At 61.6% G+C, this 13,530-nt stretch carries 14 protein-coding genes and 3 pseudogenes; 9 read left to right on the forward strand and 8 right to left on the reverse strand.

Annotation, left to right across the window (positions count from 1 at the left end):
• Positions 1 to 195 precede the first annotated feature (195 nt).
• Entirely contained in the window at positions 196 to 717 is a 522-nt protein-coding gene (locus ACAM55_RS25130) for a helix-turn-helix domain-containing protein (protein ID WP_369657467.1), read from the reverse strand.
• Positions 718 to 974: 257 nt separating this feature from the next.
• On the opposite strand from ACAM55_RS25130, the pseudogene ACAM55_RS25135 reads away from it, so the two are divergent.
• Positions 975 to 1,133, forward strand: a pseudogene (locus tag ACAM55_RS25135) (helix-turn-helix domain-containing protein); the annotation flags it as partial.
• A gap of 242 nt (positions 1,134 to 1,375) precedes the next feature.
• Here the strand turns inward: ACAM55_RS25135 and ACAM55_RS25140 are convergent.
• Positions 1,376 to 1,645: pseudogene (locus tag ACAM55_RS25140) on the reverse strand (transposase); the annotation flags it as partial.
• A 772-nt stretch (positions 1,646 to 2,417) separates the two neighbouring features.
• Here ACAM55_RS25140 and ACAM55_RS25145 point away from each other — a divergent pair.
• From ACAM55_RS25145 to ACAM55_RS25155, 3 genes and pseudogenes are all read left to right on the forward strand, one after another.
• Positions 2,418 to 2,741 carry a YegP family protein gene (locus ACAM55_RS25145; RefSeq protein ID WP_369657001.1) on the forward strand — a complete coding sequence of 108 codons (324 nt, stop codon included), beginning with the start codon at positions 2,418 to 2,420 and terminating at the stop codon, positions 2,739 to 2,741.
• Between the two features lie 198 nt (positions 2,742 to 2,939).
• A complete protein-coding gene (locus ACAM55_RS25150) occupies positions 2,940 to 3,755 on the forward strand; it encodes a restriction endonuclease (protein WP_369657002.1) in 816 nt (271 codons plus the stop codon).
• Positions 3,756 to 4,068: 313 nt separating this feature from the next.
• Positions 4,069 to 4,299 (forward strand): annotated as a pseudogene (locus ACAM55_RS25155) (thermonuclease family protein); the annotation flags it as partial.
• A gap of 655 nt (positions 4,300 to 4,954) precedes the next feature.
• Here the strand turns inward: ACAM55_RS25155 and ACAM55_RS25160 are convergent.
• Both ACAM55_RS25160 and ACAM55_RS25165 read right to left on the reverse strand, forming a co-directional pair.
• The gene (locus ACAM55_RS25160) at positions 4,955 to 5,701 is read right to left on the reverse strand and encodes an SDR family oxidoreductase (RefSeq protein WP_369657003.1); all 747 of its coding nucleotides are present in this window, start codon (positions 5,699 to 5,701) and stop codon (positions 4,955 to 4,957) included.
• A gap of 158 nt (positions 5,702 to 5,859) precedes the next feature.
• Positions 5,860 to 6,765 carry a helix-turn-helix domain-containing protein gene (locus ACAM55_RS25165; RefSeq protein ID WP_369657004.1) on the reverse strand — a complete coding sequence of 302 codons (906 nt, stop codon included), beginning with the start codon at positions 6,763 to 6,765 and terminating at the stop codon, positions 5,860 to 5,862.
• 148 nt (positions 6,766 to 6,913) lie between these two features.
• On the opposite strand from ACAM55_RS25165, the gene ACAM55_RS25170 reads away from it, so the two are divergent.
• On the forward strand, positions 6,914 to 7,750 hold the full coding sequence (locus tag ACAM55_RS25170; protein ID WP_369657005.1) for an oxidoreductase: 837 nt from the start codon (positions 6,914 to 6,916) through the stop codon (positions 7,748 to 7,750).
• Positions 7,751 to 7,780: 30 nt separating this feature from the next.
• Here ACAM55_RS25170 and ACAM55_RS25175 read toward each other — a convergent pair whose 3' ends face one another.
• Positions 7,781 to 8,653, reverse strand: a complete 873-nt coding sequence (locus tag ACAM55_RS25175; protein ID WP_369657006.1) for an AraC family transcriptional regulator N-terminal domain-containing protein — start codon at positions 8,651 to 8,653, stop codon at positions 7,781 to 7,783.
• A gap of 169 nt (positions 8,654 to 8,822) precedes the next feature.
• The gene (locus ACAM55_RS25180) at positions 8,823 to 9,266 is read right to left on the reverse strand and encodes a DoxX family protein (RefSeq protein ID WP_369657007.1); all 444 of its coding nucleotides are present in this window, start codon (positions 9,264 to 9,266) and stop codon (positions 8,823 to 8,825) included.
• 310 nt (positions 9,267 to 9,576) lie between these two features.
• Between ACAM55_RS25180 and ACAM55_RS25185 the strand changes: the two genes are divergently transcribed.
• Genes ACAM55_RS25185 through ACAM55_RS25200 form a run of 4 tightly spaced genes read left to right on the forward strand, consistent with a single transcriptional unit; the run spans position 9,577 to position 12,349 of the window.
• A complete protein-coding gene (locus ACAM55_RS25185; protein WP_369657008.1) occupies positions 9,577 to 10,113 on the forward strand; it encodes an SDR family NAD(P)-dependent oxidoreductase in 537 nt (178 codons plus the stop codon).
• A 22-nt stretch (positions 10,114 to 10,135) separates the two neighbouring features.
• Complete coding sequence (locus ACAM55_RS25190) at positions 10,136 to 10,570, forward strand: ester cyclase (protein WP_369657009.1); 435 nt, start codon at positions 10,136 to 10,138, stop codon at positions 10,568 to 10,570.
• Positions 10,571 to 10,581: 11 nt separating this feature from the next.
• Positions 10,582 to 11,355, forward strand: a complete 774-nt coding sequence (locus ACAM55_RS25195; protein ID WP_369657010.1) for an SDR family oxidoreductase — start codon at positions 10,582 to 10,584, stop codon at positions 11,353 to 11,355.
• Positions 11,356 to 11,392: 37 nt separating this feature from the next.
• On the forward strand, positions 11,393 to 12,349 hold the full coding sequence (locus ACAM55_RS25200) for a zinc-binding dehydrogenase (RefSeq protein WP_369657011.1): 957 nt from the start codon (positions 11,393 to 11,395) through the stop codon (positions 12,347 to 12,349).
• Positions 12,350 to 12,403: 54 nt separating this feature from the next.
• Here the strand turns inward: ACAM55_RS25200 and ACAM55_RS25205 are convergent, their stop codons facing one another.
• Together ACAM55_RS25205 and ACAM55_RS25210 are read right to left on the reverse strand one after the other, a co-directional pair.
• Positions 12,404 to 12,532, reverse strand: a complete 129-nt coding sequence (locus tag ACAM55_RS25205; protein WP_369657012.1) for a hypothetical protein — start codon at positions 12,530 to 12,532, stop codon at positions 12,404 to 12,406.
• Positions 12,529 to 13,431, reverse strand: coding sequence for a pirin family protein (locus ACAM55_RS25210; RefSeq protein ID WP_369657013.1), 903 nt, complete (start codon positions 13,429 to 13,431; stop codon positions 12,529 to 12,531). Before ACAM55_RS25210 ends, ACAM55_RS25205 begins: the two co-directional genes overlap by 4 nt.
• Between the last annotated feature and the right edge of the window lie 99 nt (positions 13,432 to 13,530).

The raw sequence follows: 13,530 nt of genomic DNA on the forward strand, positions 1-13,530 counted from the left end.
TCTCCAAGGCTCCTACAGATTCGCGACTGCCGGCGGCGCGACGATCAGAAGTTCGGCATGCCGAACATTGACGAACCGAAATCGCGAATACGATTTCTAGCCCCTCACAGGGACCGCAAGGTTTTCCTGAAGGCGCGAGGCACCACTGGCTCAGCAACCAGCCCTGACTCCACCGATCAGGCTCGGTGTGCGACCTCACTCGCGCAGTGTGAACACCACCGACAGATAGGACACCGGCCCGCTCTGAATCGCCTCGATCCCATGCAGCGCGGTCGCTTCGAACAGCAGCGAGTCCCCTGCCCCCACCGCCACCGACTTGCCGCCATAGCGGTAGCTGACCTCCCCGGACAGGAAGTACAGGAACTTGAGGCCCGGGTGCTGGAAGGTCACGTAGGGATCGGCGCCGGGCAGCAACGTGACCAGGTACGGCTCGACGAACAGGTTGCCCGACAGCAGGTGCCCCAGCAGCTCGTAGCGGTAGTTCGCCACCGCGCCGATGCGATCGACCAAGACACCATGTCCTGCACGCACGTGGCAAAAGTCCGTGCGCCGCGCCTGATCACTGAAGAAGCGTGAGGTCGGCACATGCAGGCCCTGCGCGAGGCGCTCCAGTGTCTCCACCGACGGCGAGACCAGTCCACGCTCGATGCGCGAAAGCATCGAGGCAGAAATCCCCGAGGTCTTGGCCAATTCGCCGCCAGACACCTCGGCCGCCATGCGCAGCGCCCTCACCTGCGCACCGATGCGCGCCGCGGACAGGCTACGCACCATAGGTGCTGGTTGCCGCGCCCGAGCGCGTGTGATCGAGACTGGTAGCCGCAGGGGTCGAACCGTGGGCAGAGGCGAGGGAATTTGGTGACGCGTCATTTGAATTTCGCTGCCGGTGACGATGCATTCATCTGCTGATGCCTCATCCTCGATGTCACGATTAGTGTGTTCACGATTAAATCACATGACACGACCATCCGTCGCACATGAAGTCTGTGCGTCGTCGATTTGGAGAACGCATCCGCATGCTGCGGATCGCTACCGGCATGAGCCAAGAGGCCTTCGCCGATCGATGCGGTTTCGCGCGCACCTACATGAGCAGGGTAGAGACGGGCGGAGCCAACCCGTCGCTTGATGCACTACAAACCTTCGCAACTGCACTAGGAATGCCGTTGAGCGAATTGTTTGCTGGCATATAGTCAGTCACGCGGGCTTATTCGCTGCGCACCCAAGCTGTGTAAAGACCACTAACAGACAAGACACGGCACGCGGATGGATGGCTCGGTTCCATGCTGCGCGCTCGAATCGAGCACAGTGGGTCCCCCTAACCTCACCGAGACGATCGCCTTTTAAGCTGCAGCCCGCGTACCCTGCACGGTAAAATGCCGCGCTGGATGCTCTGCTCGATCTGCCGCGGGCGCGCATCGATCTTGGCCGGCGTGACGTTGCGATCCCGGCTGTTGACCGCCCTGAATTTGCTGCCATCGATGGCCACGATGGCCTGCGTGAACAGCTTGAACTCCCGGCACATGCCCACGAAGCGCTTGCAGACGTTGCGGATGCCCATGCCGTTGACGTGACAGAAGTCGGCAATGGTCTTGAAGTCCGGTGCGAGCCTGCCGGTGAGCCACATCAACTCGACGTTGCGCTGGGCCTCGCTTCTGAGAATCATCCCCACCGCGACAGACCGGCATGGGCGACTTCCAGCACGACTCGACGGCTTTGAACTGATCAAGAGCCATCGAGACGGTCTCGCAGCGGTCAAGAGCTCTCGAACACGATGGGGTGACCACAGGTGTCGGTGTCTTGATCGAGAGTGGGTCAGTGAAGGCTATTCGGTTTCGCTGGCGCATCCATGAATTCGACCGTTTCCTCTTCGAGAGCGCGGATGGCCTCCGCAAGCGCTTGATGGTCGGATTCGAAGTGATCGTCCCAAACATGGGATGCATTTTGTGCATCTACCACTTCGAGAATCCACTTCCCTTCACCGTCCTCGTAGATCTCGCTTGCACGGTCACCCCGTGACGGGTGAGGCGTTGGCTCAGCACGGAATGCTCAAAGGTGGGCTCGTCGTCGGTGGGCGGCATAGTCACGGTCGTTTCGCATGGAAACGCAAAGTCTACAGGCCTGCTTCGACTAGCAACTCACTTATCGTGACCCCGTCGGTGCGGCACCCTGGGAGCCAGCCCTTGCGGTGGCCATAACAAATCGACCCTGTATAAACATACAGATAAAAGTAACAACCATGCATAATGGTTTCCAGAAAAGAAAAAGCCAAGGGACGGCAATCCCTTGGCGATTTCCACCCCAGTCCGATGCCGTCAGGGGTTGCTCGTATCCGAAGACAACGGTGCAAGTGCGATGTTAATGGTTCGGGTTTTCGAGGGCGGCGTCTTCTTGTAAAGCCATTGGCAGAAAGGCATCGAAAGATGTCCGCTTACTTTCATCTGAAGCCCTCGGGTACCCAGTACATGTTCAACCTCAAGGGAGGGAACGGCGAGGTTGTGCTCACGAGCGAGCGTTACACCACCAAGCAGAGCGCCGAAGGAGGCATCGCCTCCGTCAAGGTCAATTCCCCGCACGATGCTCGCTATGACCGTCGTACCAATTCGGGGGGCTCTCCGTACTTCGTGCTGAAGGCCGGTAACGGCGAAATCATCGGAACGAGTGAGGCGTATTCTTCGACGACCGCGCGCGACAGCGGAATCGCGTGGGTCAAAGCACACGCCCCTACCGCACCGACTCGCGAGTGACGTGACCGACACCGCGTCCGACTCTTAGCTCATGCGAAGGCGCCAGGGTATGGATGGACGCGGTTTCCCAGTTGATGTGCTGCCGCTTGGACAAGTTTACCCCCAAGACACAATCGCTTTAACGAAGAAATCGAAGTCCTGATCAAAGATGGCATTGCGAACCTCTACTGGTTCAAGGGCGATCTGCACAAGGCATGGATGCGATCTGGTGTACCCGACAACATCCGCAACGAGATTGTTCGCCTCAAGGATGAGGAAGGGCGCGAACTATCCAAACGTCGCCAGATGGATGGGCTTTATGAGCGCCTGCGCAGTGGAGACTACAACCGTCGCCTTGAAATTTCCCGCAACTTCGTCCGCATCCTTGTCGAGCAAGAGAGCTTTGCTCCGCAGAGTGAAAGACACAGGGTCGAAATCGCTGAACGCTGTTCGCTGAAACTGCGTGAACTTGTCCGGAAGCAGACCCAAGAGAGCCAGAGACGAGAGACTCTTCGCCCCCATCCAGCAAAGCAAGTAGTCGAGTCCTACGATACTAAACGAGCTCGTCTGCAAGCGAAATTCGTTGAGGCTCACACGCTTGCTCCACAGCCCAAGGGCTACGCATTAGAGGCTATCGTCAACGAACTTCTGCAAGCGAGCGGCATTTCTGTTGAGGCACCGTTTCGCATTGAAGGAGAGCAACTTGATGGTGCGGTTAAGTTCGACGGTCACTACTACCTGCTGGAACTTAAATGGACCGCCGAGAAGACTGAGCCAAAGGGGATTGGTCATTTCTTCTACAAGGTCGAAGGCAAGATGGGAGCAAGAGGAATTTTTCTCTCGATGAATGGGTTTACATCCGGATCCCTTGCGACTCTTCCAAAGGGAAAAGAGCTCAAGGTCATGTTGCTCGACGGCAATCACTTGGCGAATGTACTCTCAGATGTCTACACCTTCAGAGACCTTCTTGACCATGCGATCAGACATGCAACACTGCGTGGTGAGATTTACTGCCCTCATTCGTTGCAAAAGTAGCGACGAACTGAGGTGAGCTACGACAGCGGTCCGGCCTTGCGCTGGACCGCTGTCGTTTTAAGGTCCGAAGAGCTTCTTGACGTGTAGGCGCGCGGCTGCTCGACGTATGCATTGACGAAGACAAGAAAGTCCAGCGCCATGGCGCCGAACGTCGCGGCCGACATCACGCCGCAACGACCCGCGCGCGTGGCCGGCTACAAGCGGCAGATTGATGAGACGCCGACGGCAGCGTCCACATGGACGTGCCGGTCGAGATTTCCGAAGGCACGCCCGGCGTGATGGTGGCCGACGACGGCACCGAGGTCTCGCTGCAGTGAGGGTGCTCCGCCCTCTTCTTCTGGCCGGCCTGCTGTCGCTGCCGGCGCTGGCCCAGGCCGCAGAGCCGCGCACGTGCCTGGTGGTCGGCGTCAGCGACGGCGACACCATCACCGCCCGCTGCGGCGCCGCGGGCAACTACGAGCAGATCAAGGTGCGCTTCAACGGCATCGACGCGCCCGAGAAGGGCCAGCCCTTCGGCCGGCGCGCGAAGGAGGCGCTGGCCAATCCATCGCTGTGGACTCTTGGCACACTGGCGTTCGCGCTAAAAACGACGGTACCGGATTTATTGCAAGGCAACACGCACGTCGTTGAGCCGTCCATGGGTGAGCAAAGCAGAAAGCGTCGAGTGAATCAAGCTTCTCACGAGCCGAAGCCTTCCGTCGGCAGCAGGCGCTCGCAGCTACGTTGACGGCTTCCTCGGTAGGCAACTTGGAGATCGAAGTTGGCCTTCTTCTCCAATATGACTGCCCACGGCGAAAACGCACCACGACGATAAGCACGTAATGTGGCGCAGTCACCCGTTCTGTTCGGCACGCCGAACGAAGAAGTCTCGCGATGTCATGGTGTGCCGGCGGGGGTGGCCCACCAGTTCAGGTTCGACCGATCGTTCGACGCTATTTCGATCTCTCCAGCGGTCCAGGCGCACCTGTCGGGGGTCGACCCGCAGACGGCAGATTCCGACCTAGGACCAGACATTCAGTACACGCTCCCAATTGCCCTGGCACGGCGTCGGCGCGATGGCGGCGACGTCGGACTCCGCTCCATCGCAAGTCGCTGCCCCCGCCGGGGACGGCGGCAACGCGATGCGGGTGCCGGTCACCTACTGATCTACTTGTCTACCGGACCGAAAGCCGGCGCCCCCAGACGCCGGCCCCGTGTCATCACCAGGGCTGGTTGGTCGGCAACACGAACAGCTCGGCCACATCGACGTGGGCAGGCGCCTGCAACGCGAACATCACCGTGTCGGCGATGTTGTCGCCGCTCAGGAACGACATCTGGTCGCGCAGCCCCTCCATCTGGCCACGATAGCCCTCGTCGGAGATGTGATTGAACAGCTCCGTATCGACCGCGCCCGGCTGAATGCTGGTCACGCGGATGTTGTGCTTCTTGCCGACTTCCAGGCGGAGGCCTTCGGTGAACGCCGAGACGGCGTGCTTCGTCGCGCAATAGACGGCCAGGCCGGCAAATACCTTGCGGCCGGCAATCGACGACGTATTGACGATGTGGCCGGAGCCCCGCTCGATCAGATGAGGCAGCGTTGCCGCCGTGCTGTTCATCAGGCCCTTGACGTTGACGTCCACCATGCGGTGCCATTCGTCGACCTTCAAGGCTTCGACATCCGAGATCGGCATGAGGCCAGCGTTGTTGAACACGATGTCCAGCCCGCCGTAGGCTTGCACCAGCTTTGCCACGCCCGCTTCCACCGCTGCGCGATCGACAACGTCCATCTCGATGGCGATGGCCTCGCCTCCACATTTTTTGATCTGGTCTACAAGCTTGCCGAGACGATCGACCCGGCGGGCGGCGAGCCCGACCTTTGCACCCGCTGCCGCCAGCTTGAGCGCGGTAGCGGCGCCAATGCCACTCGAAGCACCGGTGACCAAAGCGATTTTTCCATTGAGTTCCATGACAGTTCCTTGCGGTAGATAGGTTGGAAAGCGCGGCGGCTGCAGACTGACGTTGTCTGTGCAGCTGCCACGGTTGTCATGGTGCCGAGCGGGGTCCGAATGGTCGCTCGTCGATTTGCTGTCGATATCGAAGATTTGCTGCAAACCCGAGGTGCCGGCTAGCGCCCGTTGCGGTAGTCGCTTGGGAGCGCACCAACCTCCTTGCGAAACACCTGCGCAAAGTGGCTGGGGCTCGCGTACCCGACTTCCAGGCCGATCTCCACGATGGGCGCTTCCGTCTCCCTCAGAAGACGCCGTGCACGCTCCATGCGCAGCCGCGTCAGGAATTGAGAGGGGGAGAAGCCAGTGCTCTTCTTGAAAGACCGCGAAAAATGAGCCTCGCTGAGCTGCACCACCTTTGCCAGGCGCTTGAGATCGAGTTCCTGGTCGATGCGCTCCTGCATTGCAGCGAGCACCCGGTGAATCTTGAAGGCCGGCAGTCCCCCGTGCGGGATTGCCGGATGCTGCGTGTCGCTTGCATAGGCTCTCACCAGATGAACGGCAAGGCTGCTCGCGAGGCCCTGCACAAGCATCGTGCTCGGCGCACGGCGCTCCAGCAGCTCGCGGCAAAGAATGCCCAGCTGGTTGGCGACGACCTCGTCTGCAGCGCCGGAAACCTCCCTGAGCGGGACGAGCGGGCTCGCGGGTCCAAGCACGTCGATAGCCGCCCTTCTCATCAGCGGAAGCCCCAGGTAGACGTGCATCACGCGGAACGGCTCGCTTGTCAGCGTGCGCCAGCGTAGCTCGCATGGACGCGGCGAGGTCTGCAGAAAAAACTCGCCTGCGCGCACCTCGTTGGCCATCCATTCGCCCTCAAGCTGCCGCTCTTCCACCCGCGCCGAACCGGAGACGACCCACACGATGAGCGGCTCCGGAACTGCCGGAATGAGCAAGCTGTCCTGGACCGGCCGCCTCGCAAAAATCTGGACCAGAAGGTCGCGCCACGGCCTGCCCTTGCTGGTTGCAATGAGGTCCCCGGGCACGCGCTCGTCGAGCGCTTCGGCTGTACTGAGTTGAAAGTCCATGGTTCAGCGTATCAATACTGGGAGGCTTTCCAGTCCGTCGGTTTGTGCAAATCCTCGCCAGAAACAGGCATGTGACCGAGGGCCTTGGTTCCTACGATCACTCCATGTTCAACCGGCGTGTGAATCACGCAGTAACTTGGAGAGTTAAATGAGCAAAGTTTGGTTCATCACGGGTGCTGGCCGCGGTATTGGTGCACAAATCGCCAAGGCAGCCCTGGCGGCTGGCGACAAGGTCGTGGCCACTGGCCGGGACCCCGCCCAGCTTGAAAAACTTTACGGCGAATTCGGCAGCAGCGCCCTGTGCCTCCCGCTCGACGCCACGCGCGAGCAAGATGCCATTGCCGCCGCCCAGCAGGCTGGCTCTCGATTCGGAAGCATCGACGTGCTCGTGAACAACGCAGGCTACGGCCAACTAGGCCTGTTCGAAGAAGTCTCCGGCGAGGACGTGGAGCGCCAATTCCAGACGAACGTCTTCGGCATGATGCACGTGACGCGTGCCGTGCTGCCGGTCATGCGCAAGCAGCGCCGGGGCCACATCCTGAACCTCGCATCAGTGGGGGGCTTCATGGGCTTCGACGGAGCGTCGATCTACTGTGCCGCCAAGTTTGCCGTGGAAGGCTTCTCCGAATCCCTCGCCCTCGAAGTTGCGCCCTTCGGCATCAAGGTGACCATCGTCGAGCCGGGATTCTTTCGTACCGACTTCCTGGACAAGAAGTCGGTCCAGTACGGTTCCCGCAAAATTGCCGACTATGCGGAGTTCTCGAGCAACTCGCGTTCCGCCTACGAGAGCTACAACCACAAGCAGCCCGGCGACCCGGCAAGGCTCGGCCGCGCCATCGTTGAACTGTCCGAGATGCCGCAGCCTCCGCTGCACTTTGTTGCCGGCACCGACGCCGTCGACTTCGCAACGAAGACTTTCGAGCGCCGTCGCGCCGAGATCGATAGCTACGCCGCGCTGTCGGTTACGACGGACGGGGACTTCTGACGTCGCGTGCCGGCGGCGCCTTCCCCGTTGCTAGGCGGCCATCATCTCGAAGCGGGACACATCCTTGGACGGAGGCACGCCGAACAGCCGGCTGTATTCGCGGCTGAACTGCGAGGCGCTCTCATAGCCCACCGAATAGCCCGCCTTCGAGACCTCGATGCCTTCGCTCAGCAGCAAGCGGCGGGCCTCCTGCAGGCGCAGTTGCTTCTGGTATTGCAGCGGGCTCATGGACGTGACGACCCGAAAGTGGTGGTGCAAGGAGGACGTGCTCATGCAGCATTCGCGTGCCAACTCGTCCAGCTTCAGGGGCTCCGCAAAGTTCGACTTGAGCCGGGAGACGGCTCGCATCACGCGGCTTGCATGGCTGTCGGCCCTCGCCACCTGGGCAAGCCGCTCGCCCTGCTCGCTGCGCAGAAGCCTGTAGACGAGCTCGCGAGTTGCCAGCGGCGCGAGGGCCGCCACATCTTCAGGCGAGTCCAGCAGCTGCATGAGCCTGATTGCGGCGTCCAGCATGCCGTTCGAAACATTGCTCAGGAAAAGGCCGCGATGCGTGGCCGTGCGCCGTGCCGACAGCGGCCCTAGCTGGAGAACCAGCTCGGAGATCTCCGCAGCATCCAGGTCCAGCCTGAAGCACAAATACGGCTCGCCGGGTTTTGCTTGAGTGACCTGCGCGCTGATGGGCAAGTCGGTCGAGAAGACCAGGAACCGCGAGGCGTCATAGCTATACACCTCATCCCTCAGCATGACCCGCTTTGCGCCCTGCGCAATGATGCAGACAGCCGGCTGGTGAAGGGCGTGGACCAGCTCGTCGCTGGGTGCAGAGAGCTTGATAGCCGACACGCGTGGAATCGATGTCGGGCAGATGCCCTCTCTCGGGGCGTGCCGCGCGACGAGCGAAGCCAACTCCCGAATCCGCGCAGCGTCAGGCGGCGAAAGATGGGGCACGGCGGAGGAACCGGGGGCTGCGGCTGTGGAATTCAGGTTTAAAGAATCCATGCTGGGCGGTGCATCGGTCGATGTGAAGACCCGAAATCCTAACAACAGACCGGCCCGCCAGCCGCACGCCGACGTTTCAGCGAGCGGCGCCAAGCGCGACCGGAAGCTCGGCGCGCCGCTCATCCAGACTGTAGCGGCCGGCGCCGAAGGCAACCACCTGCAACAGGCCGCCGGCCATCGCGAGGTTCTTCAGGAAATGGAACAACTGGTTCTGGTCGCCCAGCGCGTTGTGGAAGATCACCGCAGAAACGACCGAGAACAGCGCCAGTGCGGCAGCCACCCAGCGGGTGCGGTATCCCACCACCAGCAGCAGGGCGCCGCCGAGCTCCATGGCAAGCGCGCCGGCGTACGCCAGCTCCGGCAGCGGAATGCCTACCGATGCGATGTAGCCGATGGTGCCGCCAGGAGCCATGAGCTTGCCCACGCCGCTGATCAGGAAGATGGCGGCCATGAGCAGTCTCCCGATGATGGGCGCCAAGGAGGCTGACGAGAGGATGGAAGCGTTGTTTGTGGATTGCATGACGAGGTACTCCTATAAGTTCGAGACAGGGTGAAAAGAACGGTGAGGTACGCCGGGCAAGCCCGATGCGTTTCCGACCGCTGAGACGAACTTTAGGAATTTCTCGTGTAGCTGAGTAGCCTATATTTCTAGATGCAATGCATCTGACTTACCGATAGCACGCCTCCGGGCTCATATTTATCCAAGAGGGCCAGCACATATCGTTCATGACGATGCTTTCCATCGAAACAAATAGGCTATCGCAATCGATCACCCGTCCCTACTCTTCAGGTCATGCAGCAATGAGCTGCACAACACCAAGGAGTAGCAAATGGAACTTAAGGACTTCGACAACAGGGTGGTGCTGGTCACCGGCGCAGGCTCCGGCATAGGCCGCGAGGCCGCCCGGGCGTTTGCCGGGCGCGGTGCAACCGTCGTAGCGGCGGACCTGAACCAAGGTGGACTGGCCGAAACCACGCGCCTGATCGCCGAACTCGGCGGGCGAGCGCTCGCCGTCACGGCGGACGTGGCGGCCCTGACCGGGCCAGGCGGCATGAGCGCGTATGCGGCATCGAAGCACGGCGTGCACGGGCTGACCCGCGTCGCCGCAATGGAAAACGCAGCCCACGGCCTTCGCATCAACGCGTTGGCACCTGGCTGGACCGAAACCCCCATGGTCGCTGCGGCGAGCGCACAGAGCCCCGGCTTCGCCCAGCTGGCCACCTCGGCCATTCCGGCGAAACGGGGTGCCCGGCCCTCCGAGATTGCAGCAGCTGCGGTATGGCTCGCCTCTGAAGCCTCTTCCTACGTCATGGGTCAGATGCTCGTCGTGGACGGCGGAATGACCATCGGCGGATTCGAACTCTGAAACACATCACGAAGGAAACATCATGACCAGCATCAACATCGATATCGGCGAAGCAGCAAAGGCCGTCATTCGTCGCAATACGGACGAAGTCCAAGGCCAAGGCAACTGGGCCTTGTTCAACGAGCTCTTTTCCGACGCGTTCCTGGACCACACCCCGCAACCGAACTGCACTCCGGACAAGGCCGGCGCGCTGGGCCTCTACAAGAAGCTTCGGGAAGCTTTTCCTGATTTCCACGCCGTCATCCATTGGCAGCGTGCGGACGGTGACGTGGTGACCACCTACAAGACGTACCGCGGCACGCACCGTGGCGACTTTCTGGGGGTTGCTGCAACCGGCAAGGCCATTCATTTCGAAACCGTCGACGCCATGCGCGTGCAGGACGGAAAGATCACCGAGCACTGGGGCGTTGCCAACCTGTACTCGGTCCTGCAACAGCTGAATGCACTGCCTCAGTAAGGAGATTCAACATGAACACGAACATCCTGCAGAACAAGGTCGTTGTGGTAACGGGTGCCGCAAGCGGCATCGGCCGCGCCATTGCAGTCAATGCCGCGAGGCATGGCGCCAAAGCGGTCATCGTCTCGGACATCAGTCGTGAACCGCGCGAAGGCGGCATACCGACCACCGACGAGATCAAAGCCCTGGGCGTTGCCACCGCTTTCGCCAAGGCCGACGTGAGCAAGAAGGAAGAAGTCGACGCACTGGTAGATGCATCGACTCCCTTTGGCGGAGTGGATGTGATGGTTGCCAATGCGGGCATCACCCTTCGCGCCGACGGTTTCGATGTTTCTTCGGATGACTTCCGCAAGCTGATGGCGGTCAACCTGGACGGCACGCTGTTCAGCGCCCAGGCCGCAGCCCGCCAGATGAAGGCCAATGGCAAGCAGGGAAGCATCGTCCTGATGGCCAGCATGGGCGGGTTGTCGGGGGCGGGCATCACGGTGGCGTATTCGACAAGCAAGGGCGGTGTCGTCCTGATGGCCAAATCGCTTGCCGATGCGCTCGGGCCCGATGGCATTCGCGTGAACGCCGTAGCTCCCGGAACCATCGACACCCATCTTCTGCGAACCAGCCCGGGCATTGCGGAGGCGGCCGAGGGCTTCCGCCAACGCACACCGCTCAAGCGGCTCGGACAGCCTTCGGAGATTGGCGATGCGGTGGCGTTCCTCGGCTCCGATCTTTCGAGCTACATCACTGGAACCGCCCTGCTGGTCGATGGAGGCCTGCTGGCCGTCATTTAAAAATTCAGCATCTTCTATTCAAACTCAGAGAACCATCATGAACACCACCATTCGCTTTCATTCCTACGGAGGCCCCGAAGTCCTCGAGGTCGAAGACCCGTCCGATGTCGGCGCACCGTCCGAAGGGCAAGTGCGCCTTCGCCATCTGGCCATTGGCGTGAACTTCATCGACACCATGTTCCGCCGCGGCATCGTCCCCGTTCCACTGCCGGCAGTTCCCGGCGTGGAGGGCGTCGGCGTCGTCGAGGCCATTGGAGCGGGCGTCAGCGGCCTCGCGGTAGGCCAGCGTGTTGCCTACTATCTTGCCCCGGGCAGCTACACCCAGGCGCGCCTGATCGACGCCAGTGCGTTGGTGCCGGTGCCCGACGACCTTGGCGCCGGGCAGATTGCAGCCGTTCTGACCAAGGGCCTGACCGCATGGGCCGGGCTGAACGGCTACCACCGGCTGCAACCCGGCGAGACGATCCTCGTCCAGGGAGCTTCGAGCAGCGTTGGCAGCCTGCTGGCGCGCTGGGCAAAGGCGCGCGGCGCCACGGTCATCGGCACTGCGGGAAGCCCGGAAAAGCGCCAGGCGCTGGAAGGCACCATCGACCATGTTCTGCCTTCGGATGCGCAAGACCTGGCACAGCGGGTGCGAAAGATCGCGCCCGGCGGCGTCGATGTGGTCTACGAGTTCGTCGGAAAGTCGACGTTCGACGCCACGCTTGCTTCGGTCAAAGATGGTGGCGTGGTCGTGTCCATTGGCGCCGCCTCTGGCTCCCCCGTCTTCGACAAGGAAGCGGCCGCAAAGCGAGGGCTGAAGATGGTCGGCGGCCCGATGGCGCCTTACCTGGCGGGCCAGGTCTCGCAGGCCGTGGACGACGTGTTCGATGCGTTCAGGGCTGGTGTATTGGGCGACGTTCCGTTTACCGAGTACGCCCTGCGCGATGCATCCGAGGCGCATGCGGCCATTGCGGCGCGCACAAAGACGGGGGCCTTGGTGCTGATGCCCTGAGACGCGGCACCAGCCCATAAAAAAAAGGGATGCCTGGCCAGGCATCTCTTTTTTTTATTGCAGCAGTTGTCCGAGCCAGAACGCCAGCACCACTGCGGCCATGGTCACCACGAGGCAAGGCAGGATGAACAGGCCGACTCCCAGCTCTTCGTGGCGCGCCTCGATGTACTTCCAAATCTTCATGAAAAGCTCCTGACAAGATTGCCACCCATCGCGGGTGGGATGCGCCCTTCGCGCCGAAGGCGGCTGCCGATGCGAGCGATTTCTGCCTCGCCCCGGCGGAGCGCGTCTGCCGAGGTGTGTACGGAGTAATAGCCCAGCACGAGGCTGTGGGGGTGCTTCACGGCAGAGCCAAGAACAAATTCAACCTCGCCCTCTGCTTCGAATTCCAGGGCCCCGTCATTGCTGTCGAAGACTGCAATCTCATTCTTGAGGCGTTCGCCCGCCACCCTGAGCACGCCGCGATCGACGTGCACCCAAGCCACGTCCTGGCCAGTTGGCGGCGTATAGCGCCAGTGCTGTCCGCTACCGAGGCGCACATGAAGAAGATTGATGCCGGCAGGCGAATCGACGGGCGACCGGGCACCGGCATGGCACCCGAGCACCAACCGGGCGGGTCCGATCGCAGGCACGGCCGCAGGCGGCAGGTATTGGCTGTGGGCAGGGCCGCTCTCCAGTTCAGGCGGCAGCGCAACCCAGACCTGGTAGCCACGGAAAGGGGCGTCGCTCGACGGGCTTGCGTCATGCCATACCCCGCCGCCCGCGCGCATCCACTCGATGCTTCCGCCAGACAAGGTTCCGGCCGCACCCGTGGTGTCTTCGTAGCGCAGATCGCCGGAGAGCAGCACGGTGAGCGTTGCAATGCCCGAATGAGGGTGCATCGGAAAGAGCGATCCCTGCTTCGGCACCATGTCGAAATGGTCGACAAACACGAAAGGCTTGATCAGCTCTCCGATGTCCGAAGGGCTGACGAGGCGTGTCACGGGCCCATGCGTGCGCCCGCTGGTGCGAGCCACGACGCGGCGATTGCCGCGTGCAGGCGAGCGCTGCGGCTCGGGCGGAACTAAGGTCGTCTGGGTCATTGGAATTTCCTTTGGATTGGTAGAACGGCCAAAGGTTAAGGACTGGACTTCCCTCTGCAAAGCCTATATCTTTCGATGCAAACCATCTAAAGAGGCGAT

It is taken from the genome of Variovorax sp. V213 (assembly GCF_041154455.1).
Taxonomy (GTDB): domain Bacteria; phylum Pseudomonadota; class Gammaproteobacteria; order Burkholderiales; family Burkholderiaceae_C; genus Variovorax.